This is a genomic window from Providencia sp. 2023EL-00965, from assembly GCF_033550225.1.
Classification (GTDB): Bacteria; Pseudomonadota; Gammaproteobacteria; order Enterobacterales; family Enterobacteriaceae; genus Providencia; species Providencia manganoxydans.
Window position 1 is genome coordinate 208,995 of record NZ_JAWUEH010000004.1, and the last position, 25,609, is coordinate 234,603.

24 protein-coding genes and 1 other annotated feature are annotated in these 25,609 nt (G+C 39.1%); of the genes, 15 read left to right on the forward strand and 9 right to left on the reverse strand.

The window, feature by feature from the left end; all coding sequences use genetic code 11:
* Positions 1–1,104 carry a macrolide transporter subunit MacA gene (gene macA / locus SC428_RS07585; RefSeq protein WP_070924922.1) on the reverse strand — a complete coding sequence of 368 codons (1,104 nt, stop codon included), beginning with the start codon at positions 1,102–1,104 and terminating at the stop codon, positions 1–3.
* A gap of 76 nt (positions 1,105–1,180) precedes the next feature.
* Positions 1,181–2,845 (reverse strand): DUF2813 domain-containing protein, encoded by a 1,665-nt coding sequence (locus tag SC428_RS07590; RefSeq protein ID WP_070924923.1) that lies wholly within the window; start codon positions 2,843–2,845, stop codon positions 1,181–1,183.
* 397 nt (positions 2,846–3,242) lie between these two features.
* Between SC428_RS07590 and SC428_RS07595 the strand changes: the two genes are divergently transcribed.
* The 8 genes from SC428_RS07595 to SC428_RS07630 all read left to right on the forward strand — a co-directional run bounded on the left by SC428_RS07595 (position 3,243) and on the right by SC428_RS07630 (position 10,232).
* A complete protein-coding gene (locus SC428_RS07595) occupies positions 3,243–4,142 on the forward strand; it encodes a lysine exporter LysO family protein (protein WP_070924924.1) in 900 nt (299 codons plus the stop codon).
* Positions 4,143–4,261: 119 nt separating this feature from the next.
* Positions 4,262–5,737 (forward strand): DUF2867 domain-containing protein, encoded by a 1,476-nt coding sequence (locus tag SC428_RS07600; protein ID WP_140180530.1) that lies wholly within the window; start codon positions 4,262–4,264, stop codon positions 5,735–5,737.
* A 128-nt stretch (positions 5,738–5,865) separates the two neighbouring features.
* The gene (gene artP, locus SC428_RS07605; RefSeq protein WP_070924925.1) at positions 5,866–6,594 is read left to right on the forward strand and encodes an arginine ABC transporter ATP-binding protein ArtP; all 729 of its coding nucleotides are present in this window, start codon (positions 5,866–5,868) and stop codon (positions 6,592–6,594) included.
* Between the two features lie 18 nt (positions 6,595–6,612).
* On the forward strand, positions 6,613–7,356 hold the full coding sequence (gene artJ, locus SC428_RS07610) for an arginine ABC transporter substrate-binding protein (RefSeq protein WP_070924926.1): 744 nt from the start codon (positions 6,613–6,615) through the stop codon (positions 7,354–7,356).
* A 12-nt stretch (positions 7,357–7,368) separates the two neighbouring features.
* Positions 7,369–8,109, forward strand: coding sequence for an arginine ABC transporter permease ArtQ (gene artQ / locus SC428_RS07615; RefSeq protein WP_070924927.1), 741 nt, complete (start codon positions 7,369–7,371; stop codon positions 8,107–8,109).
* Positions 8,106–8,774, forward strand: coding sequence for an arginine ABC transporter permease ArtM (artM, locus tag SC428_RS07620; protein ID WP_070924928.1), 669 nt, complete (start codon positions 8,106–8,108; stop codon positions 8,772–8,774). The genes artQ and artM overlap by 4 nt, the downstream gene beginning before the upstream one ends.
* Before the next feature lie 329 nt (positions 8,775–9,103).
* Positions 9,104–9,724, forward strand: coding sequence for a hypothetical protein (locus SC428_RS07625; RefSeq protein ID WP_318706832.1), 621 nt, complete (start codon positions 9,104–9,106; stop codon positions 9,722–9,724).
* Between the two features lie 211 nt (positions 9,725–9,935).
* The gene (locus SC428_RS07630) at positions 9,936–10,232 is read left to right on the forward strand and encodes a hypothetical protein (RefSeq protein ID WP_318706834.1); all 297 of its coding nucleotides are present in this window, start codon (positions 9,936–9,938) and stop codon (positions 10,230–10,232) included.
* 53 nt (positions 10,233–10,285) lie between these two features.
* Here the strand turns inward: SC428_RS07630 and rlmC are convergent, their stop codons facing one another.
* The 3 genes from rlmC to SC428_RS07645 form a co-directional block, all read right to left on the reverse strand.
* Complete coding sequence (rlmC, locus tag SC428_RS07635; RefSeq protein ID WP_318706836.1) at positions 10,286–11,416, reverse strand: 23S rRNA (uracil(747)-C(5))-methyltransferase RlmC; 1,131 nt, start codon at positions 11,414–11,416, stop codon at positions 10,286–10,288.
* Positions 11,417–11,426: 10 nt separating this feature from the next.
* Positions 11,427–11,924, reverse strand: coding sequence for a YbjN domain-containing protein (locus SC428_RS07640; RefSeq protein WP_070924930.1), 498 nt, complete (start codon positions 11,922–11,924; stop codon positions 11,427–11,429).
* A gap of 131 nt (positions 11,925–12,055) precedes the next feature.
* A complete protein-coding gene (locus SC428_RS07645; RefSeq protein WP_140186370.1) occupies positions 12,056–12,385 on the reverse strand; it encodes a YbjC family protein in 330 nt (109 codons plus the stop codon).
* A gap of 293 nt (positions 12,386–12,678) precedes the next feature.
* Between SC428_RS07645 and SC428_RS07650 the strand changes: the two genes are divergently transcribed.
* Entirely contained in the window at positions 12,679–12,942 is a 264-nt protein-coding gene (locus SC428_RS07650; RefSeq protein ID WP_070924932.1) for a GrxA family glutaredoxin, read from the forward strand.
* 242 nt (positions 12,943–13,184) lie between these two features.
* Here the strand turns inward: SC428_RS07650 and SC428_RS07655 are convergent, their stop codons facing one another.
* Entirely contained in the window at positions 13,185–13,604 is a 420-nt protein-coding gene (locus SC428_RS07655) for a secondary thiamine-phosphate synthase enzyme YjbQ (RefSeq protein WP_140180539.1), read from the reverse strand.
* Positions 13,605–13,913: 309 nt separating this feature from the next.
* On the opposite strand from SC428_RS07655, the gene ybjG reads away from it, so the two are divergent.
* The 3 genes from ybjG to SC428_RS07670 all read left to right on the forward strand — a co-directional run bounded on the left by ybjG (position 13,914) and on the right by SC428_RS07670 (position 18,181).
* Entirely contained in the window at positions 13,914–14,522 is a 609-nt protein-coding gene (gene ybjG, locus SC428_RS07660) for an undecaprenyl-diphosphate phosphatase (RefSeq protein ID WP_070924934.1), read from the forward strand.
* Between the two features lie 848 nt (positions 14,523–15,370).
* A complete protein-coding gene (locus tag SC428_RS07665) occupies positions 15,371–16,687 on the forward strand; it encodes a serine/threonine transporter (protein WP_070924935.1) in 1,317 nt (438 codons plus the stop codon).
* Positions 16,688–16,813: 126 nt separating this feature from the next.
* Complete coding sequence (locus tag SC428_RS07670; RefSeq protein ID WP_318706842.1) at positions 16,814–18,181, forward strand: L-serine ammonia-lyase; 1,368 nt, start codon at positions 16,814–16,816, stop codon at positions 18,179–18,181.
* A 55-nt stretch (positions 18,182–18,236) separates the two neighbouring features.
* Here SC428_RS07670 and SC428_RS07675 read toward each other — a convergent pair whose 3' ends face one another.
* The gene (locus SC428_RS07675) at positions 18,237–19,637 is read right to left on the reverse strand and encodes a hypothetical protein (RefSeq protein WP_140180543.1); all 1,401 of its coding nucleotides are present in this window, start codon (positions 19,635–19,637) and stop codon (positions 18,237–18,239) included.
* A gap of 235 nt (positions 19,638–19,872) precedes the next feature.
* A complete protein-coding gene (locus SC428_RS07680) occupies positions 19,873–21,078 on the reverse strand; it encodes a serine hydrolase (RefSeq protein WP_070924938.1) in 1,206 nt (401 codons plus the stop codon).
* A 159-nt stretch (positions 21,079–21,237) separates the two neighbouring features.
* On the opposite strand from SC428_RS07680, the gene SC428_RS07685 reads away from it, so the two are divergent.
* Entirely contained in the window at positions 21,238–21,861 is a 624-nt protein-coding gene (locus tag SC428_RS07685; RefSeq protein WP_070924939.1) for a glutathione S-transferase family protein, read from the forward strand.
* Positions 21,862–22,135: 274 nt separating this feature from the next.
* On the opposite strand, the gene SC428_RS07690 is transcribed toward SC428_RS07685, so the two are convergent.
* Positions 22,136–22,963: an SDR family oxidoreductase gene (locus SC428_RS07690; RefSeq protein WP_070924940.1), complete on the reverse strand. Its 828-nt coding sequence runs from the start codon at positions 22,961–22,963 to the stop codon at positions 22,136–22,138.
* 253 nt (positions 22,964–23,216) lie between these two features.
* Positions 23,217–23,345 (forward strand) — a sequence feature (His leader region).
* A 41-nt stretch (positions 23,346–23,386) separates the two neighbouring features.
* Between SC428_RS07690 and hisG the strand changes: the two genes are divergently transcribed.
* Entirely contained in the window at positions 23,387–24,286 is a 900-nt protein-coding gene (hisG, locus tag SC428_RS07695; protein ID WP_140180548.1) for an ATP phosphoribosyltransferase, read from the forward strand.
* Between the two features lie 5 nt (positions 24,287–24,291).
* Entirely contained in the window at positions 24,292–25,608 is a 1,317-nt protein-coding gene (hisD, locus tag SC428_RS07700; RefSeq protein ID WP_318706849.1) for a histidinol dehydrogenase, read from the forward strand.
* The last annotated feature ends 1 nt before the right edge of the window (position 25,609 follow it).

Here is a 25,609-nt window from a genome sequence, read left to right on the forward strand (position 1 = left end):
TTAGCTCTCCGTAATACGACCGGTGACGACCTGCTCACCCTCTTTAAGCCCTTCAACCACTTCGACTTGAACGTCATTACGGCTATTTATCTTAACTTGGCGTTTTTCAACTTTTTCACCATTAAGTACCTCCACCTCATAAACTTGTGGAGAGACTTCATCCCCCAATGCAGACAGTGGTAAAAGAAGGACATTTTTATGCGATTCTAGATCAATCTTGATTTGTGCTGTCATTTGTAATTTCAGCAAATGCTGTGGGTTCGGGACTTCAAAGCTAGCATAGTAAAAAATGGCATCATTAATTTTTTCGGGAGTAGGTAATATATCTTTAAGAACGCCGGTAAACCGTTTATCAGGCGCACCTAAAACCGTGAATGATGCCGCTTGCCCTGGTTCTAAATAGATCACATCCGCCTCTGAAACCTCCGCTTTAACTAACATAGTATTCATATCAGCTAAGGTTAAAATCGTTGGCGCTTCCTGAGCTGCGATCACAGTTTGCCCCTGCAATGTTTTAATAAAGGTGACAATACCGTCCATCGGCGCCGTAATCTGCGTATACTTTAGATTGGTTTTCGCCGTATCTAATGTCGCTTGATTACGTTTAATTTGCGCTTGGTACGTTGCAACCCGCGCTTTTTTAACTTCCACATCTGTTTGCGCTTGATCCAACTCCTGTTTAGAAACAGCTTGTAATTTGGATAAGCTTAACTGGCGCTGGTAGGTCACTTCAGCCAGACGTAACTCTGATTTGGATAATGCCAAATTTGATTCTAATTCATGGATGGTTTCTTGGGCTTCAGTGACGTCGTTTTGTGCCTTCTGAGGATCAATCACTGCCAACAAATCACCTCTTTTAACTTTGTCACCTTCTTTCACATATAGAGTCTGCAATTGACCGCTAACTTGTGCCCCTACATCAACCTTACGTACTGCATCCAGTTTACCTGTCGCTTGTACTTGCTTGTCTAAGTCACCACGTGTTACAGCAACTGTTTGGTAAACCTCTTTTTTTTCACCACCGAAAAAAAACAATGCAGCACCAAGCGCCAGAAAAATAACCAGTATAGAAACTAGCCACTTTTTTCGTGAATGTGTTTTCATTTTGTACCTATATGATCAAAGAGAGAGGCTGCCCTCTCTCTAAAATATTGATATTCTAACAACTGGATATCCCCTCTTAATAAGCTTTTCCTCTCGCCAACCACGCCACTCGTGAGAACATACTTTTTAACTGTGAAGGTATAGAATCAGGCCCTAATTCCGCCGCTCGATTGACGGTGGCAATAGCAAGATCAGGTTTTGATGTTTTCGAAATTGCTTTAATAATCACCCTACGCGTCGAAACCTTTGCATTGTCAGGGATCCCCGCGATTTCATGATAAAGATGGCTAAAGCCTTCTCGATACAAAAAATGCTCCATATCAGGTGCGGGTAAACGCGTTAAGCGGTCTCTTTCTGTATCATGCATTTTTTCTGCATAACTGAGTGCCGTTGCCGCATATTTTTTACCCGCTTCGTCTCCATCAACCAGCGTATGCCATTCTATTCCCATTTTGTTAGCGAACTTTAATAAAGGCTTAAGACCACTTTGAGCAAACTCAATGACTTTAATTCCTTCAGTCTCAAAGTAATAATTACATTGGCGAGCTAACTCATTCATCAACCAAATCTCTGTTTCACCTTCAACCAGTAACCAACAACGGGCAAACATCGCTGATGGCCGATTAAAACGTATATGAAAAGAAATCTTGCGCACTTCCTCTGGCGATAAATCATTTTTGCCTAACCGATAGGCTGATACCTTTCCTGAGTCTCGAACTAAACGGCATAGATTTTCAATAGGAACCTGAGATAGCAATTCACCTGAGTTTGTGGTTGTGAGGCGTTGTAAAGAAAACAAATTCAATAGCCCCCATGCAATTGACAACATGATCGGGTGCAAACGTGTCTCAGGGTCTTCAACGATCACTAATGGGCGAGCATATTTATCCAGTTGTATGTTACCTTTTGATTGTAACAAAGAAGAAAACATACCTAATATAATTAAACGGATATTACGTTCATTCGGTTTAGCGACAATGCGACTAATATTATCGAGTGCCTGCCAGCCTCTTCGCCGTGGTTCCTGCTTAATTGTAGAACGATGTTCTTGAAATATATGAGTGCTTTGCCCCGCAAAATAATGGCTAAGCAATTGCTGCATCGCATCAATCCCTTCAACCAGTTCATCATCACTCAATCGCTGTGGGTTATTGATCAGTGCACGAGTCAAATCTTCCATACGTGAATTAAATACATCGCGGATCTCTTTGTCGCCAGCAACCAAGGTTTCAGGGTTTAAGGTATTAAGAAAACGTGCATCGCGCAGTCGAATAACGGGGTAAAGACGGATAATTTCTTTAATGTATTTACCCACATTATCTAGCGATAACTTATTACCACCTGCATTCAAAAAGTTGCGATCCACACTGATCGTGCCATCTTCTTTCATTTCGGCACTCACACGATAAAAAATATGCTTTAAATCGTCATCATTGTCGACCCAAACAGAAGTGAGGTTACGAAAACGATACGAGCGATGGCGACCGGGACGATCCTCACAAAATTTAAGCACGATTTGTAATGAGCGAAATCGAGAAGCATCATCCCCCATTGGATGATGAAAATCATGTTGATTAAATTGATAATTTTCTTGCTCAGGCGAAAGTAGAATAGTCAGTGCATCCAAAAGACTCGACTTTCCCCATGAATTTTCTCCCACTAAAACCGTGTTCTTATTTAGCGCTAATGAGAGCCGGTTAATCCCTCTAAAACCGTATATTTCCACACGTTCCAGATACATACACCCTCTCCTTGCTATGATCTATTTTGAAAGCTTACCTTATTAACTGCTTACATGACTATAAGAGCGAACAAAAATTAAATATATTTACCTCAACATAGCCAACCATATTGAGCATCCATTCTTAGTGTTATAAAATAGTTAAACTTTATTTTTTAGTTTTTTTATCCTATTTTTTATCGATAGACAGCAAAAAAAACGACATCGTAATTAATGCGATTCAATAATTGATGTCAAACAATAATTGATATCAAAATAGTAACGAAAGAAATTATTCTAATAATTTATACTCCAAATCATTCGAGCTGTAGCTAACGTGCGACATCAGCGGTACTACAACTCGAAGTATAGTGAGTGTAATAACCCCTTGTTAATGGGATAAGTTAAAGGATGCAAAATGTATTCAGGATTACTCATTATTTTACTACCGTTAACGCTAGGTTATCTTATCTCCATCAAAAATAAAAAGATCCTAGATGTTGTACATCGCGCCTTAAACTCAATGGTGTATATCATTCTATTTTTAATGGGGATCACCCTCGCATTACTTGAAAACTTAAGTGCACATTTATTTTCAATTTTAATTTATGCATTAACATTCTTTGTATGCATATTTTCACTTAATCTTATTTCATTGTTGCTCTTGGATAAGTTCGATCCTTGGAAAATTCCAAAACATAAACAAGAAAAACCCCCTTCACGCATTAAAATGGTTCTCGAATCATTACAACTTTGTGGGGTGCTCCTTATTGGCTTCTTCGTGGGTTTGACTGGGTTTAAATTCCTTCATTATGCGGATAAAGGTAGCCAAATAGCCTTGATGTTGTTGCTATTGTTGGTTGGCATTCAGTTACGCAACAGCGGCATGAGCCTTAAGCAAATTTTAGTTAACCGACGAGGTACTACGATTGCATTAGTGATGGGAGCTAGCGCACTAGTTGGGGGAGCAATCGCCGCTTTCCTGTTAGGGATCCCCGTAAAAATGGGGTTAGCGCTTGCTTCGGGTTTTGGTTGGTACTCCTTAACCGGTATTGTATTAACCGATGCTTATGGGCCAGTGATGGGCAGTGCAGCATTTTTTAATGATCTCGCACGTGAATTAGCGGCCATTATGTTGATCCCTTTAATTATTAACCGTTATCGTTCTACGGCATTAGGGATTTGCGGCTCCACCTCTATGGATTTTACTTTGCCTGTATTACAACGCAGTGGCGGCGTTTCCATCGTACCCGCGGCAATTGTTCATGGCTTCGTGCTCAGTTTAATCACACCAATTTTGATGGCCTTCTTTACGTAGTTATTCACAATCGCGATGAATCGATAACAAGTCCTAAAATGATGATATTTAACAGCGCTTTACATAAGTAGAATTTCAGTCACAATAGCGATAGGTGAGCGTAAAAACAGGAAATAAACATGAATGAACAACAGCGTATCTTAGTATTAGGTGCTAGCGGCTATATTGGACAAAACTTAATCCCTGAATTAATCAAGCAGGGTCATCAAGTGACCGCAGCAGCTAGACGGGTAGATTGGATGCTGTCACAAGGTTGGCAAGATACGCGGTGTATTTATGTTGACTTACAAGATCCAGAAACGCTAAAAGATACCATGGAAGACATTGATATTGTCTACTTCCTTGTTCATAGCATGGCCGATCAAGCAAACTTGATTGAGCGTGAACGTACAGCAGCTCGTCATGTCCAACAAGCTATCGATAATTCCAATGTTAAACATGTTATTTATCTAAGTTCACTTCAGCATGGCCACAGTTATTCACAACATCTGATTTCACGTCGATTAACAGGTGAGATTTTGCGTGAAAGCAAAGCCCCTGTTACGGAAATTCGTTCAGCAATCATTGTTGGTTCAGGTTCTGCTGCCTTTGAAATTATGCGTGACATGGTATACAACTTGGCTATCTTAACACCGCCACGTTGGGTTCGTTCAAAATCATCCCCTATTGCTCTGAGTAATATCCTGTTTTACCTGACTGAGCTCGCCAAGCTCCCTGTCACTGAAAGTCGCATTTTTGATGCGGGTGGCCCTGAATACATGAGCTACCAAGAGTTATTTAAACGTTTTATTAAAGTCAGTGGCAAGCGTCGATTACTGATACCAATTCCTATTCCAATCAGTATGATCTCAGTGCATTTTATCAGTTTGATCACCTCCGTTCCGCCGTCAATCGCCAAAGAGCTGATCCAAGGCTTACAACATGACCTCCCTGCTGATGATAAAGCGCTGCGCGAATTGATCCCTCAAACCCTGATTTCATTCGATGATGCTGTTAAAACCACATTAGCTCAAGAAGCCGATGCCATTGATAATGCCGATTGGGGCTATGATCCTGAAGTAAGAAAGCGCTGGCGCCCAGGGTATGGCTTCTATCCGAAGCAAGCTGGTTTTACGTTAGGGACATCAGCAAGCACAGCATCTTTATGGCACACTGTTCAGCAAATTGGCGGTAAAGATGGTTATTTTTATGCGAATGCACTTTGGAAAACACGCGCTATCATGGATGACATGATGCTAAATAAGGTCAAATATGGCCGACCCAACCGCGAAGAATTACAACTCGGCGATGAGATTGATGGTTGGCGGGTCATTAATATCGAACCAAATAAACAACTTAGTTTATTATTTGGTATGAAGGCACCTGGATTAGGCCGTCTTACTTTTACCATCCATGATAGTGGTAGCCGACGTTCAATTGATGTGCGAGCGTGGTGGCATCCTGCTGGTTTCAGTGGTTTGCTTTATTGGTTCGCTATGATGCCTGCGCACTTATTTATTTTTAAAGGGATGGCGAGACGTATTAGCGAACTGGCTTTTGAACGAGATAAGCAACTCGCTAGCCAGACAAAGGCAGAACAATTACCTGCTGAATAGTCAGGTTTTATACTCTGGATCATTCAAGATACAGTAGGCGAAAAACAAATTTTTATGCATCTATTATTGCATAAATATGCTTACGGGATTAATATCGGAGTCAGTTTAACAAGGTATTATTGGTAAGCATGAGCATTCAATTAAAAAATATAAACTGTTTCTATGGCTCCCATCAGGCACTTTTTGATATTAATCTAACCTGTCCTGCTGGTGAAACCATGGTATTACTTGGGCCTAGCGGAGCAGGAAAAAGTTCATTGCTTCGTGTACTGAATCTGCTAGAAATGCCACGTTCAGGATTACTTAACATTGCGGGTCAGCAATTTGATTTTGCCTCTACCCCAGATGCCAAGGCAATCCGAGCATTACGTCAAAACGTAGGAATGGTTTTTCAACAATACAATCTATGGCCACATTTAACGGTCATCGATAATTTGATTGAAGCACCATGCCGTGTCTTAAAATTGTCACGTCAAGAAGCAAAAGCAAAGGCGGAAAAGTTGTTAGAACGTTTACGGCTAACTCAGTTTGCCACGCGTTTCCCTTTGCATTTATCGGGTGGTCAGCAACAGCGTGTCGCAATCGCTCGTGCATTAATGATGGAGCCACAAGTGCTACTGTTTGACGAGCCTACAGCCGCATTAGACCCTGAAATTACTGCACAAGTTGTTGATATTATTCGTGAACTATCCGCGACGGGTATTACACAAGTGATTGTAACCCACGAAGTAGAGATAGCTCGTAAAGCCGCTAGCCGTGTGGTGTACATGGAAAACGGTCATATCGTAGAACAAGGGGATGCTAGCCATTTCACAGCACCTCAAACTGAAGCATTTGCAAACTATCTGTCACACTAATAGATATAGGATTAAGCAATGAAAAAAATTATATTAGCTGCACTACTTGGCGCTGTAACCCTATCTGCATCTGCCGCGGAAAAAGAAACCATTCGTTTTGCAACAGAAGCAACTTATGCCCCATTTGAGATGTTTGATAAAAACAACCAAATCGTTGGTTTTGATGTCGATCTTGCAAATGCAATTTGTGCAAAAATGGATGCAACTTGCACATTCACTCATCAATCGTTCGATAGTTTGATCCCTAGTCTAAAATTCCGCCGCTTTGAAGCGTTGATGGCAGGTATTGATATTACGCCAGATCGTCAAAAACAAGTGGATTTTACTGATACTTATTATCCTAATTCAGCTGAATTTATTGCCATTAAAGAAAAAATCTCTTCCGTCGATCAGCTAAAAGATAAAAAAATTGGCGTGCAAAATGGGACTACTCACCAAAAATACATCATGGAACAGCACAAAGGTATGACAACCGTACCTTATGATAACTACCAATCAGCGATCTTAGATCTGCAAAATGGCCGTATCGACGCTGTTTTTGGTGATACCGCAGTTGCTGATGAGTGGTTAAAAGCGAAAGGCAACGAAAACCTAGCACCTGTTGGTGAGAAAGTGACTGACCCACAATACTTTGGCATCGGTTTAGGTATCGCTGTTCGTAAAGGCAATAAAGAGTTGTTAGATAAAATGAATAAAGCATTAGCTGAAGTTAAAGCTGATGGCACTTACGACGTTATCTACAAAAAATGGTTTGAACAATAATCGATATAGTTAATGAACAATTTTCTTTTTCTAACAAGTGCCGCCGGTTTAACCGTCGGCCTTGCTGTTTCTGCTCTAATATTGGGCCTGATCCTCGCGATGCTATTTACCGCATGGGAATCCGTTCGTTTTAAACCCATCGCCTTCTTAGGTACTTGTTGGGTGACATTAATTCGCGGGTTGCCAGAACTGCTGGTTGTCTTATTTGTCTACTTTGGGACATTACAGCTGATCAATCTATTAGGCGATGGCATCGACATTAATTTAGGTTTTTGGCAAACCACCTTACAAATTGATCCCAGTATTTTCTTTGCAGAAAGTGGACAGTTTGATTTTACCCCATTTGCCTGTGGTGTAGTGGCATTAGCCCTGCTGTATGCATCGTATGCTTCACAAACATTACGCGGTGCATTGAAAGCCGTTCCTTATGGCCAATGGGAAGCCGGTTTCGCACTTGGTCTAACTAAACGAACGATTTTCTTTCGTTTTATTATGCCGCAAATGTGGCGCCATGCCCTACCCGGTTTAGGGAACCAATGGCTGGTACTATTAAAAGATACCGCACTGGTTTCTTTAATTAGCGTAAATGATTTGATGTTACAAACAAAAACCATTGTTAATCGTACTCATGAGCCTTTTACATGGTATGCCATCGTTGGGCTAATCTATCTTGCAATTACTTTATTAAGCCAAGTTATTCTGAAACGAATTGAATTGCGTACAACCCGTTTTGAGCGAGGTGGATCGCAATGATTGATTTGATTTTAGAGATACTACCTGGTTTACCAACTAGCTTGTCTTTGACCTTTAGTGCATTGCTTGTCGCTTTTATATTGGCCATCTTGTTTACACTAATATTGTCACTCAAAACACCGGTTATTTCACAAGCGGTCAAAGTATACATCACGTTGTTCACAGGCACCCCACTACTGGTTCAATTCTTCTTAATTTATAATGGGCCAAGCCAGTTTAAATCTTTGCAGAACTATCCCATGCTGTGGGACTTTATCTCAACGCCTTGGGTGTGCGCGATGATCGCTCTAGCGCTTAATAGTGCTGCTTACTCAACGTTACTCTTCCATGGGGCAGTAAAAGCGATCCCTTCAGGACAATGGCAATCATGCCAAGCACTAGGGATGTCTAAAGCACAAACAATGCGAATTATTTTGCCTTACGCATTTAAGCGCTCTTTGTCATCTTACTCAAATGAAGTCGTATTAATTTTCAAAAGTACTTCGCTCGCCAGTACGATAACGATGATGGATATTATGGGTTACAGCAGCCAAGTCTTTGGCCAAACTTGGGATGTAATGGCGTTTGTTGCCGCAGGTATCATTTACCTTGTCGTCAACGCAATCTTAACCATTATTATGCGACTTATCGAACGCAAAGCGCTGGCTTTTGAGCATAGAAATTAAATTTGAACCTGCATCATTTAAAAGGCTTGTATTAACAAGCCTTAGGTTGCTGACGAAGCGGGATAAAAACGTGGTTTTTCCCGCTCCGTGTTATCAGCCGAAAATCGATAAATTGATTTTCCTTATTTATTTCAAAACCCCGAACGACTGCTGCCAAACATGATATGTTTGTCAACAGTCTGCGGCTTGTATTAACCAGCCTTTTTATTATAGATCCAAACATATATCATTAAATAATTCATGTACATAAGTTACGTGAAATCTACAAGATGAAGAAGGATTCTGCTTTATAGTTAAACCTATATATCTTTAACAAATAAGGTTTAATTATGCCAAACAAAAAAATAAACTACTCAATAAAATTTAATCAATATCAATTAATAGAATACTTTCATAAAACCCCCTCCAATGAATTTACAAAAAAAATTATTGGTATAGAAAATATTAATTATACCGATGGAGGGCTATGTTATGGGCTAACTGATCGATTCCTTGTTAATGTATATCAAAACAACGAAATTAACTTTATTAAGGAAATCATAAATATATTAAACGTTGTAACTTCCCTCAATAAGCAAACCTACCCTATGAGTTACAATCAAAAAAAATTTATTTCCTATTATAATGCACATCTCAATGAATTATTTCATAAAATATTTCGTTCTCAATTTAATCAAAATATTTCGATTGATATCAAGAATACTATATATCAATTCAAATATCCGTCCATTCATGAAAATGAAAATATAAATAATTATATAGAGAGGGTGATCGATGAAAACATCAAAAAACTTTGCCAATCAAAAAAAATATTAATACCTTACTTCGATGAAATAAAAGTACTCATTAATAAAATAAATAACTCTCTTCAATCTAAAGCCTTCAATGTATATACAATAAAAAACTACCATGATAACTTTTCAATACTAGTCGAAAAAAATAAGACATAATTGTTTTAACTCTAAAAAGAAAGATCTCTTAGTTAGTAAAATAGAGCTTTTCTTTCATTTTATAGGCCAATATTTTTCTCGCGAAATCATAAGTAAAACTGAGTTTAACAATAAACTTGAGAGTGTATGCTATAATAATCAACCTATTAACTTCAGTCTTTATGATTCGATATTTAATAAAGAAATAATTTCATTAAATAAACTAAAAAAAATGGTTGAAAAAAACATTTTAAAAAATCGCGTGTTAGCATGTGACGTATGTAATCGAGATCATGCGATGGCGATTATCGCAAAACCTTTAACCAACTGTAATCAAACAATATTTGAGTTTTTCGACCCTAATAAAGGTGTATTTATCACAAAAAATAAATCTGATTTTTTTGAGTTATTAAAGAAAATCATCAATAAGAAAAACAGTAATTTCTTAATAGATAAAGACGGTGTAAGAAAAATAGAAATAACAAGAAAATTTATTATTGATAAAAACCCAAAAAATAAAATTATCTGATTTGATCATTATTAAATAAAGTCACTTAGATTTAATTAGTGACTTTATTTTTACTAACCATCTCTCATTAGTAGAGTTAATACTTCATAATGAGCAGTATGCGGAAACATATCAAACAATTGTACCTTCACAACCTGATATCCCGCTAATCGCTCAATATCTTTCGCCATCGTTTGTGCATTACAGCTCGAATATAAAATATAGTCAGGCTGCATCGTTGAAAGATATTCACATAAACTTTCACCAATACCACGTCGTGGTGGATTAATTAACACTAACTGAGGGATATCGCCTTTATTGGTCGCAAACTTTGTAGAATCTAAAGCTTGGAACTCCACATTCTGTAATCCCAGCTCGCTAGCCGACTGTGTCGCACTGGCAATCGCAGGAGCACTAATTTCAATCCCTGTCAGTTTAGTATGTGTCTCCGCACAATGTAGGCCAAACCCCCCAACGCCACAGAATAAATCCCATAGGCTGGTAATATTTAAAGCCCTTACCCATTCACGAGCCGTTTGATAAAGCTTTGCAGCTACTATCGGATTGGTTTGGAAAAAGCTCTTAGGCCGTATAAATAACGGAACTTGGTTAAATTCTTCACGCAACGTTTGCTGTGCAGTGAAAAAGATCTCTTGCTCACCCTCTAAAATAGCCATATGAACGGGTTGTATATTAGCGGTGACAACAACTAACTGTGGAAGTTGCTGTTGTAGCCAAGGCAACGCGTTTTTCAACTGTTCAACTTTCTTTTCTGAACGCAATACAAAGCGCAGCATAAATTGCCCTGTGTGCTGGCTTTGAGTCAATAACAAGTATTTTAATTCGCCGCGCTGACGTTCAATGTTATAGGGTGTTAAACCTGCGCGAGCAATAAACGGTTTCAATACATCAAATACAGCTAAAAAGCCCGATGTGTATAACGGACATTCAGTCAAACTAACTGGTTGGCCAGAAGAATTTATGATCCCGAATATAGGCTTCTCAACACTACCACTTACCACCATTTTGGCTTTGTTACGAAACCCTTGCTGTGGGCTAGCAACCGCAGGGTGAAACACTGAAGCAGATAACGAAGGCAATAAAGCAGACAAATTTTCTTGTTTTAGTTGAAGTTGTTGTTCTACCGAAAACTCAAGCCACTGGCAAGAATGGCATTCTCCCACCTGATATTTTTCACAATACATAATTTAAAAACTAATGAATAATTATAGAAGGATTATCATCAACTTCAGGATCGGTCATTTCTTCCTCAAACTCATCTTGGTTTGAATAAAGTAAATTATTACTATAGATTTCAAACACGATTGAGGATATTTGTTCTTCAGCTTGCTGTAAAAAATGACTAAATTGGCGATAGGTCATCCCTGCTTCAAGTGAAAATGATTGGCTAACAATTAATTTAGGCAAATTTTCATTATTGATCTCAAGGAAAACTTTTGCAGTCAATGAACTCGCGTTAATTTGGCTAATGTTAGCAACTAAGGTGATGATCGCTGTCGGTTTTAGCTCTGCTAATGCAGAAAGAACTAACACATTATTGATGATGTCTAGTTTTGCATCAAAGATACCATCAATATTTTGCATATGAGGTAAATGCAGTGCAGCACAAGAATCACACTCGAAATAGGATGTTTTGAGTTGATCTAGCCATTCACGTAATTGTGAAATGTCAGGGTAACAAATAGTATCCATGGGTTATAACCTTCTTCAACTCAAAATGATAACCAGTAAAAATGAACCTGTTCTAACTAACACTTTTAAGATGAGTTAGAAAAGTGGGCAATTTTCACACATTGACTGTGAAAACACCAGTAAAACCATGTTCACTCCCCCTTTTCATCCTTTTTATCATTATCACTAGGTTTTTGCTTTCTACCCGGCCTAGCTGTTTTTTCATTGTCGATACCTAAAAAACTTAATCCATGGATCGCTCGCCAAACAATATTAATTGTGGCTGGGATCAAACAGCCAATACCAACCATCACAATCGCAATCAGAGCCCCTTTTTGCATCAAAGGTTCTGGTAGCTCTAGGTAACCATTCATGGCTAAAAGCACCACAATCAACAGCGCAATACCAATCCCTTCTAAAATCAAAATAGGCTTCGGTAAGTCTGATAGTGAACGCATTTGCCGCTGAGGCTTGTTACTCATGGTATATCCTTTTATTCAACATTTACTCACGATACTTCAAATTGCAACCTTTTACAGTGAGTGATAGCGACCGCGTCTGTTCGCACCAGCCCTGTACTCATGTATGTGCTTACTGTTTGATCCGCAGGCCGCCTAGCTGCACCTCGAATTATTTAGATCGGATAATCTTTTTTAAGATTATAAACCAGACCGATACCAACAAAAGGAAAAATCATCTTTTATTTCTGATCCGTTATAGGCATAGTAGTGGGCATTGTGAAAAAAATACGAGAATTTGTTATATAGGAGATACTATGTACACTGTAATTTTTGGTCGCCCTGGCTGCCCATACTGTGTTCGCGCTAAAGAACTCGCTGAAAAACTCAAAAATGAACGTGATGATTTCGACTATCGTTATGTAGATATCCACGCTGAAGGCTTAACCAAAGAAGATCTGTCAAAGACCGTTGGCAAAGAAGTCCAAACCGTTCCACAAATTTTCATTGATGAAAAACATATCGGTGGCTGTACTGATTTCGAAGCTTACGCGAAAGAGCACCTCGATCTGTATAAATAAGCAACACGTCGCGGCTCATCTTTTCATGTTGAGCCGCTTAATTTGTTCAATTCGTGCTACTTCCTACCTAAAGTAAAAAATAATGCAACTTTTTTTTCCTACTTGCGAACTTTCTTATATAAGAGGGGTCTTAATTTATGCCACTGCTTTTCTTTGATGTCCCCATATTGAGGAGCCCGATAGCCAACTATATGTTTTATCGCTATCGGGTTTTTTGTTGCCTATACAAACTCAACTGAGTATCACTCACCTTGCAAAGTGATGACTAACCTACGCTCACCACCATAATTACGATGCTCACAAAGGTAAATTCCCTGCCAAATCCCCAAATTTAATCGACCGTTTGTTATAGGAAGTACTAAACTCGCGCCTAAAATACTGCTTTTCAGATGTGCAGGCATGTCGTCACTCCCTTCATAATTGTGTTGGTAATAAGGTTCGTTCTCAGGGATCGCATGATTAAAAAAACTTTCAAAATCTTGCCTCACCGTATAGTCCGCATTTTCATTGATGGTAAGTGAGGCTGATGTGTGTTGAATAAATAGATTCAATAGCCCTATCTTGATCTGCTTGAGCTCAGGTAAGTGATGTAAGATTTCATCAGTAATCAAATGGAAGCCTCTTTCTTTTGCTGTTAACCTTATTTCTTTTTGGATCCACATAAGCACTCCTTAAAAAACCTAAATATTTTTGTTAATTATCTATTGAGTAAATCATTAACAAAAAGTAAATTCGCCCCTTTATACTCTAAATACTTCAGGGTGCAGCTAGACAGCCTAAAGTTCAGGCAGCAAGCACATACATGAGTACAGGGCTGCTGCGAACAGACGCGGTCACTATCACTCACTGTAAAACGTTGTAACTTGAAGTATAACGAGTATTTAGGACAAAGGGACTTTACCTGTTATGTGAGAAACTCTACTCTCTCGCTTTAAGTCTTAATTTTCACCCATTTTCCGAGGTACATTACCGTGCTGGAACAATTCAATCTGGATTTGTTTAACCTGATCAATGCAACCCCTGAGTCTGCAAGTGGCACCATTGCATTTGCCACAATCATAGCTAAACGCCTGATCTTACTCTTTCCACTATTTACTGTTGCCTGCTGGTTTTGGGGCGCAAAACCAGATATGGAGCGCCAAAGAGCATTTGTCTGTAAAACGGCTTATGCGTTAGTGATCGGCCTTGCTATTTCATGGCTAGTCGGTTTAATTGCACCTCATGATCGCCCTTTTGTGGTCGGTATTGGCACTAATTTCCTTGATCATAATGCAACATCTTCTTTCCCAAGCAATCATGGCACCATCGTCTTCACCTTTGTATTTGCATTCTTGTTCTGGTTAAGAACTTGGGTTGGTTTGCTAATGTTAGTTCCCGCAATTGCTATTGCTTGGTCCCGTATTTATCTGGGTGTTCACTGGCCACTCGATATGGCTGGCGCATTTATTTTAGGTATGATTGCTTGCGGATTAAGCCAAATCCTTTGGGCAATTGTTGGTTATAAAATCCAAGCACCTTTGACTCGCTTATATCACCTCATATTCTCCTCCCTTATACGTAAAGGTTGGCTTCAAGCGTAATTATTCAATAATTCAGAGCTGGTGATTTTTAATCCAGCTCTGAACTTTGCGTTGAATCAACATTTTGTTTTATTTTTTCATTCGTAAAATGAACAAAAAAGAACTTTTTCCGAAAAATAAATAACAGTAAATTAACAAATTTTTTGTAACGTTTTTTAATTATTTTTTTCTTCGCGAAATAAGTATTAGTTTTTAGTTTAATGAACTTTATTATTCATTAATGTATTTCCAATAAAAAAACTAAAAAAATGATAACTAATCACCCGATGAATCACTGCCAAAAATGAAACAAAACAATTAAAAATCAACAATATAAAACAAAAAACAAAACCATGCCGTGCATTTTTATTCAGTAATTCTTTTTAAAATTAATTTATTTTAACTATATTTATTTTTAATAGCATCACTTCATTAACATAGTAACATTGCCCTCTTTAAATATAGATAAACATATAACTCCTTATGACTGTCTATTTTCTATCAGGATAAATAACACTATTTCCATTCACCTTAAGGTAAATTTTTTAACATTTTTATAAAAATCGATAAATAGCAATATTTAGGACATTTTTCTCTTTTGAGAGTATGATCACGGTGATTTCTACTAAAAATATGTACATTTGCACCCTCAAAATCGGTTTATCAAATTTACATATAAAATTAGCAAAACTGATTGAAAATAAATCTACTCTCAGTTTTATATTTATTTCCAATCAGATTGTTACGTAGATACAAAAGACTGCACATTATATTTGGCGATTATTTGTTCGTACCAAAAGATTAAAACACCAGTGAGGTTTTTACCTTCACGGGGTGCCTATTTTTTGACTTTTATTTCGGAGACTATTATGGATACAACTCGAGTTGGTTCCATCGATAAAACAGCCTCGCAAACTAGGGATGCTCGCGCTTGGCGTAAAACTGACACAGTATGGATGCTGGGCTTATACGGTACAGCTATCGGCGCTGGTGTACTGTTTTTACCTATCAACGCAGGTATGAGTGGATTACTGCCAGTTCTACTGATGTTGGTCTTAGCATTCCCTATGACCTTTTTTGCTCACCGTGGGCTGACTCGATTCGTGCTTTCTGGCTCAAAACCAGAAGGTGATATCACTGAAGTCGTAGAAGAACATTTTGGCCGTACCGCAGGTAACTGGATCACCCTACTTTATTTCTTCGCTATCTATCCAATTCTGTTAGTTTATGGTGTATCTATCACCAATAACGTGCATAAATTCCTAACTGAGCTAATGGGCTTTACTGCTCCACCACGCTGGTTATTAGCATTGGTGCTGGTTGGCGGGATCATGACAATTGTTTCTTTTGGTGAAAAATATATTGTCAAAGTGATGAGTATGTTGGTGTTCCCATTCATTGCAGTACTGCTCGCTTTCTCTCTGTATATGATCCCTCATTGGAATGGCGCGGTACTCGATACCTTAACCATGGAAGGCATCGCTGAAGCAGCTAAGCACAGCGGCGGTCAAAGCATTTGGGTCACCATTTGGCTAACAATTCCAGTAATGGTTTTTGCATTTAACCACTCACCCATTATTTCGGCTTTCTCTGTTGCTAAACGTGAAGAATATGGCGATCAAGCGGAGCAAAAATGTTCTCGTATCTTAGCATCTGCACATATTCTCATGGTGTTCACTGTCATGTTCTTTGTGTTCAGCTGTGTATTTACACTCTCTTCAGCTGATCTTGCTCAAGCAAAAGCACAAAATATCAGTATCCTTGACTATCTATCTGGTTACTTTGACCAGCCATTTATTAAGTTTGCAGCCGCAATTATTGCTTTCGTTGCTATAATTAAATCATTCCTTGGCCACTATTTAGGTGCTCGTGAAGGTTTCAATGGCTTAGTTGAACGTGCTTATCGCGCAAAAGGTAAAACTATTGATGTTCGCAAATTAAATCGTGGTACTGCTATCTTTATGTTAGTGACTACTTGGTTAGTTGCTACATTGAACCCTGGTGTACTGGATATCATTGAAAGCCTCGGTGGCCCAGTCATTGCTATCTTACTGTTCTTGATGCCAATGTATGCTATCAGTAAAGTCCCAGCAATGCGTAAGTACTCAGGTAAAATCAGCAATGTGTTTATTGTTATCATGGGATTAGTCGCTATCTCTGCTGCAATATACAAGCTGTTCTTCTAATCAGCCTTATAGGAAGGTGTGACCACTCCGGCGGTCATACCTCCCCTCCTCAAAAACGATGCCGGAGCACACGGCATAGCATGCCTTAAAAATTAAGACACTGTTACTATATAGGAAGCGCTGAATATGATTAGCGTATTTGATATCTTCAAAATCGGTATCGGCCCATCAAGTTCTCACACCGTAGGACCAATGAAAGCAGGTAAGCAATTCGTTGAAGACTTGATCCAACAAGACCTACTCACCTCAACCACCCGTGTTACTGTCGATGTGTATGGTTCTTTATCATTGACTGGTAAAGGACATGCGACGGATATCGCAATTATTATGGGTCTTGCAGGTAACTTGCCGGATACTGTTGATATTGATGCTATTCCCAACTTTATTCGTCATGTTGAACAAAGTGGTAAATTACTACTCGCTCAAGGCCAACATGAAGTTGATTTCCCAGCTAAAGGCGGTATGAATTTTCATTCCACCAATTTGCCTTTACATGAAAATGGTATGACCATTACTGCTTATAATGCAGACAAAAGCATTTATAAGAAAACCTATTATTCTATTGGTGGTGGCTTCATTGTCGATGAAGAGCATTTTGGCCAATCTGATGAGCAATCTGTACAAGTCCCTTATCCATATAAATACGCAGCCGACTTACAAAAGCATTGCAAGGAAACAGGGTTATCACTTTCAGCTCTGGTGATGCAAAATGAGTTAGCGCTACACAGTAAAGAAGAAATTCATCAATACCTTTCCGATATATGGAATGTAATGAAAGCAGGTATTGAGCGTGGCGTCACGACAGAAGGGCTATTACCCGGCCCACTACGTGTACCACGTCGTGCAGCTGCGCTACGTCGTCAACTCGTTACTAGCGATAACACCAATACCGACCCAATGGCAGTAATTGATTGGATTAATATGTTCGCATTAGCAGTGAATGAAGAAAATGCTGCGGGAGGTCGTGTCGTCACAGCCCCAACTAATGGCGCCTGTGGCATTATTCCAGCGGTACTCGCTTATTATGACAAATTTATTCGCCCAGTTAATGAAAACTCGTACACTCGCTATTTCTTAGTTTCTGGTGTGATTGGTTCATTATATAAAATGAATGCATCAATTTCGGGTGCTGAAGTTGGCTGCCAAGGTGAAGTCGGTGTCGCTTGTTCAATGGCTGCTGCGGGCCTAGCTGAATTGATGGGTGGTAGCCCTGAGCAAGTTTGTGTAGCTGCTGAAATCGCCATGGAACATAACCTTGGTTTAACCTGTGACCCTGTAGGTGGCCAAGTACAAGTTCCTTGTATTGAACGCAATGCGATTGCTTCGGTTAAAGCGGTTAATGCGGCGAGAATGGCGCTACGTCGTGTCAGTGATCCACGTGTTTGCTTAGATAAAGTGATCGAAACCATGTATGAAACCGGTAAAGATATTAATGCAAAATACCGTGAAACTTCACAAGGTGGCTTGGCGATTAAATTAGCACACTGCGAATAACCGATAAAGAGGCCTACAATTTAAATAGGCCTCTTTAATATTTAATTAATGATGACTACACAACCCTATCTGCCACGAATGAAAAAGAGCTTTCAATATTTCTACTGACAGATTCAATCCCTTCTTGAACCACACCTTCTGTTTTACTAATCAATGAACTCATAGATTCTGATATTTTGCTCACAACTGAATTTTCCACGCCATCAGCATGAACATTAATTTCTGTATTAACGACCACTGACTGGCTATTACTATCTCCAGCTTTGATTGTACCTGCATTAATACCTGAGTTTCCTGCGTTACCTCCCACTACTTTTGCGGGTTCGACTTCTGTCAGAGAAATGGCTAGTTCAGTCATCTGATGACTCATTACATCCGTCGATATTTCTGGTAACTCATTTTTACCTTCATTCGCTAATACCGTGATTTGTTCTAAAAGTTCATTTAATTTATGGCTAACCTCCTGACTTTTTAGGCTGTATTGAGTTTCCATTTCAGTTATTTTCAAGCTTAGCTCAGTAATTCTAGCCTCTCTTCTAGAAATTAAATCATAATTAGCTTGTAATTTTTTTTCTGCACCACTCAACTCTTTCTTTAAAGACTGGATTTCCTTATTTAAACTTTCTCTATCACATGTTTCATCGGCTAATTGCAATTCTATATCTGTAATTTTATCTTGTTTATTCTTAATACTGGTTTTCAGATCCTCTATTCGTTTAGTCGCTTTATCTAGTTTTAGATTAACATCATTAACTTTTAATTCTAGCTTATTTTTTTCTTGAATTACTGATTCTAATTGTAATGACATACGCTGAATATCTGAATCTTTTTTAGATACTTCAGCCATTAATGAATCTATTTTTTGGAGGTCACTCTTTATAGTTTCATTTAATTTTCTTATTTCTTCATTTTTTTCTTTTAAAATACTTTCATATTTTTCTTTATTTTCTACCGATAGTGAGGAAGCGTCTGATTGTTCTTCATCAAAACTTTTTTTAATTTCTTCGTAATTTTTTTTCATTTCTGCTAATTGCTTTTGATGCCCATCATAAACATCTACACAATTTTGTAGCTCTCGTATTGCATTACCCGCTTTAATATAAGAGTTTTTCGCATTCAAAGAACCAAATGCATTATTTGCCTTACCACCAACTAACGCATTATTATTAATACCATTATTAGTACTATCCCCGCCTTCTACACTACCGTTATTTTCCCCTCTATTTATTGCAGAACCTGCTTCAATAGTGTTGATATTATGATTATTATTTATTGCTTCACCACCTTTAACTTTCCCATTTCCCAATCCTGAGTCATGAGCTTCCCCACCTTCAATAATCCCTTTATTGTGGCCATTATTTGTTGCATCACCACCAGTAGTAATATTTCCACCTAACCCCTGTTCTATTTGTTTATTTGATAATTGTGCTTTTCTTTCTTGTAATGTCATAAACATAAATAACTTTTCCTTTTAATATGCGGTATTAAAATCCATTTTTGCAAGAAAATCATTTAAGTATTAAATTAAAAAAACAAAAATAATTAAATACTGAACGATTAATTCAATTATCAAACTTATTTTTAATTATTGCAATTGTAGTTTGTCTGCAAATTTAAAATCAGAATATAATTTTTACGCATATAAAAAAGGCGCATTTAAAGCGCCTTCAATATATATACTCAATCAATGATTAACCGAAAATAGCACTCCACCAGCCACTTAGTGTTTTAACGATATAATCCCATACTCGACCAAAGAATCCAGCTTCTTCAACAGCTTCTTTTACTACCAGCGGACGCTGTTCAATAACTTGATCATTTAAGATAAAGTTTACCGTACCTACCGCTTGGTTTTTCGCTAATGGTGCTTCAATCGATGGATCTGTTAAGGTATAGCTGACCTTCAAGTTCTGTAACTGCCCTTTTGGAATAGTAATAGCCGTATCTTTTTCAACCCCAAGTGCTACCTCAGATTTATCACCAAACCACACGCGTTGTGTCTGTAATGTCTGATCTGCTTTAATTGGCGTAACCGTTTCAAAGAATCGGAATCCCCACGTAAGTAGTTTCTCACTTTCAGAAAAACGCACTCTATCACTTGGCGCCCCAAGTACCACTGAGATCAAACGCATTGGCCCATCAGTCGCAGATGCCACTAAATTATGCCCTGCTCCACTGGTATGCCCGGTTTTTACCCCATCAACATTTAGGTTTTGGCTCCACAATAAACGGTTGCGATTGGGCTGACGGATCTTATTAAAAGTGAATTCTTTCTCTTTATGCAATGCGTATTCTTCAGGCACATCACGGATCATCGCTTGTGCAAGAATGGCCATATCACGCGCGGTACTATATTGCCCCTCAGAATCTAGGCCATGCACCGTTTTAAAGTGGGTATTTGTCAGCCCTAATTGCTTAACATATTGATTCATCAAACTGACAAATGTGTCTTGGCTACCTGCTACATAATCGGCAAGCGCAATGCTGGCATCATTACCGGATTGGATCACGATACCTTTATTTAAATCTAATACCGAAACGCGATCTTTTGGCTTTAAAAACATCAAAGAAGAGCCTTTCAATACAGGGTTCCCTGTAGCCCATGCATCAATGCCAACCGTGACCATATCTTGTGGCGTGATCTTTCCTGCTTTAATCGCTTGTCCCACAACATAGCTAGTCATCATTTTTGTCAAACTAGCAGGATCTAAACGTTCATCAGGGTTCCCTGATGCCAATATTTTGCCGCTATCGTAATCCATCAGTACATAAGCTTTTGCATCAATCTGTGGAGCAACCGGCGCTTCCGCTGCGTAAGTATAACTACTTATTGCAAGCAAAAGGCCCAATCCACTTCCTAGATAACGCGCCTTTAGCGTGAATATTTTTCTGTCCATCGGTTACTCCTTTACAAATACGAAAACGGTTAATTCATTATTAATGTAGGACTTTTTACCCAATTTAGCTATATGGGGCAAATAAAGATTGTTGCTATCATACGATTTCATCTATCTTACTTGGGGTAAACAACGAAATATAAAATCATGGGGTAAATTATGTTAACTGTATGGGGTCGTAAAAACTCTTCAAATGTCAAAAAAGTCCTTTGGTGCCTTGAAGAACTCAATGTTGCTTATAACCAAAAAGATGTCGGTGGCCCATTTGGCGGGCTTGACACACCTGAATATAAAAAAATGAATCCCAATAGCACCATCCCAACTCTACAGGATGATGACTTTACCCTGTGGGAATCCAATGCCATTTTACGTTATCTTACGGAAAAATTTGATCAGTCTCACTTATTAGTCGCACAAGGTATTCAAGAGAGAGCAGCGGCAGATAAGTGGATGGACTGGGGTTGTGGCAGTTTATTCGACAATATCAAACAAATGATGAATAAAATTGTCCGAGTTCCTGTTGATGAGCGCGATCCAGAAACAGCTCGTGTCATCTATCAAAATATTGAAAAACTACTGACAATTGCTGATGATGCGCTCGCCAATCAGCCTTACTTTAATGGACAAAATTTTGGTATTGCAGATATCGCAATTGCACCCCTTTTCTACCCATGGCATGAAATTGTTACCGAGCGCCCTGAGTTTCCTCATTTAGAGCGCTGGTTTAACCAATTAAAAACGCGTCCGGCGTTTCAAAAAATTGTTCTTATCCCTTTGAAATAACTAGAGCCTGTTGGTCTTTGAAGGTGAATTTTTATTCGAATTAAAGACATTTTAGGCAAGGCGAGAGGTTCGCCGCCTAGTGACCTAGGCAAGAGCCTCTCAACGCAGCATCAAATGAGTGAAACGTTCTTTAATCGAACCCGTAGGGCAACATTCAAACATCATTTTTAACTCAAATCATAAAAAGTTGGTCTATTAAAATGATAGAGCAATTAATCAGGCTATTTTTTAATCTTTTATTGTTGTAAAAATCATCAGCAAAGATAAACAGGCTCTAGATACTCATAGGCATCTGCATTGGGTTTGGATATTGATATTCAAACCCAAGCTCTTCGCAGATAAGATTGCCGTTTACCACCTTACCTTTATCAACCTCAGTCTCTTCAATAAATTCAGGAAGCTCTAAATTCAATAATTGCGATGCTTGACGGTAAAATTGATTGCGTTGTGGATGTTCTGGAGCGCAAAGATTATAAATATGGCCACCTTGAGGCTGCTGAAGCAATAATTGGATCGCCGCGATTACATCATCTTGATGAACAATATTAACGGGTTGAGCTGCTCCTTTGAGGGATTTTTTACCTGCAAGGAAACGTCCAGCATGGCGATTTTCTCCAACTAAGCCCGCTAAACGTAAAATATCGACAGCAATATTAGGCAACCCATGTAACCAATCTTCCACGTCGATAAGTGCTTGAGCAGATGCGGTTTCCGCTTGCCTTTCACTTGATTCATCTATTTCACCAACGGCTTGCCCATAAACTGATGTCGATGACGTAAAAATGACGCGAGGAATGTGAAACGTGATTGCGGTATCAACCAATAAACTAATGGCTTCAACGTAACGTTCTACATTGACTTTTGACGGAGGAAGTAAGATCACTAACGCATTTGAATTCTCCATTAATTGCTGTAAGTCATCAGGCTCACACTCTAATTCAGCGGTTAACTGCAAAGGGTAGCAATCAATACCAATCGCACGTGCCGCAGCAACTCCGTCAGAAGTGGTCTTGGTTGCAGATACTTCAATTCCATCTTCTAATAAGGCTCTTGCAAGCGGTAATCCCAACCAACCTAATCCAATAATTGTGACCTTTTTCATCTATAACCACTCCCCACTCATAGACATTTATTTGCTATTAGCATAACGAAAAATCTTTTAACTTCCGAACCTATTATTTTTGCAATTATTCACTACGAAACTACCCACTACCAACAATTATTGATTATTTTGAAAAAAAGGGTTGCATTGTGATCACTAAATCGGATAGGTTGTTACCTAGTGAATGTTTAAGCAACTGACAAAAACTAACAATCTAAGTAACGGAAGCTATTATGAATCGTATTTCTCGCAATCATCATCACCATCATCCTGATTAGTCTTTCGGGCGATGTGTGCTGGAAGACGATCAACGACTCTTCCGGTGGCTGAAATGCGAAATAGAGAAAACCCTCGGAAGATAAACTTCCGAGGGTTTTTTTATTATTAATCAAAAAATTATTACAAGATAAGCAGGGTAAAATTATGTTAGACAAATCACGATTAAGAATTGCCATCCAAAAATCAGGTCGTTTGAGCGATGATTCAAGAGAACTGTTGGCACGTTGTGGTATTAAAATTAATTTACAACAACAACGACTGATTGCTTATGCAGAAAATATGCCTATTGATTTACTTCGAGTGCGTGATGATGATATTCCAGGACTGGTAATGGATGGCGTAGTTGACTTGGGGATCATCGGTGAAAACGTATTAGAAGAAGAACTATTAAGCCGCCTTGCACAGGGCAATACCCCTTCCTATAAAACACTGCGTCGCCTTGATTTCGGTGCATGTCGCCTCTCGTTAGCTGCGCCCCTCGATTTCAATTATACAGGTGCTGAATGTTTAAATGGTGCACGTATTGCAACATCCTATCCGCACTTACTAAAACGTTACTTCGATGAAAAAGGCATTCAATTTAAGTCCTGCTTACTCAATGGCTCTGTTGAAGTCGCTCCTCGTGCGGGCCTTGCGGATGCTATCTGTGATCTCGTCTCCACAGGTGCAACATTAGAAGCCAATGGCTTAAAAGAAGTGGAAGTGATCTACCGTTCAAAAGCCTGCTTAATCCAACGTGATGGCGAAATGTCTGCTGATAAGCAGCAATTAATTAACCGAATGATGACGCGTATTCAAGGTGTTATCCAAGCACGTGAATCAAAATATATTATGTTGCACGCGCCAAGTGAACGTTTAGAAGAAATCATTGCTTTGCTGCCTGGTGCGGAACGTCCGACACTATTGCCATTAGCCGGTGATCAAAATCGTGTTGCAATGCACATGGTCAGTAGCGAAACACTGTTCTGGGAAACCATGGAAAAACTCAAAGCATTAGGAGCGAGCTCCATTTTGGTTCTGCCAATTGAAAAAATGATGGAGTAATCGGCATGAAAATGGGATTTAACCAACCAATTCGCTGGTCTGACTGTAACGCTGATGAACAAAAAGCCTTACTCACCCGCCCCGCAATTGCTGCATCAGGTAATATTGAAAATGCGGTCAGGCAAATTATTGAACAAGTCAAAGCTGATGGTGATAACGCTTTAATTGAGTTAAGCCAACGTTTTGATAAAACGACAATTTCAACTATCCGTGTTTCAAGCGATGCCGTTGAACAAGCCGAAGCGCGTCTTAGCGATGACATAAAAGTCGCGATGAAAACGGCAATTGGTAATATCCGTCGCTTTCATGAAGCGCAAAAACCTGAAGTGATCCGTGTTGAAACACAATCAGGTGTCGTTTGCCAACAAGTCACACGACCCATTGATGCGGTTGGTTTATACATTCCTGGTGGTTCAGCACCATTACTTTCAACCGTGATGATGCTTGGTACCCCTGCAAATATTGCAGGCTGTCGACAAATTATTTTGTGCTCTCCACCGCCGATTGCTGATGAAATATTATATGCGGCAAAATTATGTGGGATCAGTGATATTTATCAAGTCGGTGGTGCGCAAGCCATCGCCGCAATGGCTTTTGGTACTGACAATATTCCTGCGGTTGATAAAATTTTTGGCCCCGGTAATGCCTATGTCACAGAAGCCAAACGCCAAGTCAGCCAGAGCCATGAAGGTGCTGCGATTGATATGCCTGCGGGTCCATCTGAAGTCTTAGTCATCGCAGACAGCCAAGCAAACCCCGCATTCACCGCATCTGACTTGTTATCACAAGCCGAACATGGCCCTGATTCACAAGTTATTTTATTAACCGATAGCGCAGAATTTGCACAACGCGTTATTGATGAAACTGAGAAACAGCTCGCGGTACTATCGCGTGCAGATATTGCTAGAGCAGCATTAAGCGCCAGCCGAGTGATCATCGCTGATTCAATTGAACAATGTGTTGCTATTAGTAATCGCTATGGTCCTGAACACTTAATTTTACAAATACGTAATGCAGATGATTTAGTCGATAACATAAGCAGTGCGGGCTCAGTATTTGTGGGAGATTGGTCACCTGAATCAGCCGGTGACTATGCATCAGGCACGAATCATGTGCTGCCAACATACGGCTATACATCGACATACTCCAGCCTTGGGTTGGCAGATTTTATGAAGCGCATGACAATACAAAAGCTGTCACCACAAGGACTATTAGGGCTAGCAACCACCATTGAAACATTAGCGCAGGCAGAAAGTTTAACTGCCCACAAAAATGCTGTGACCTTACGCGTCACCGAACTAAAAAAACAAAATCAGGAGTAAG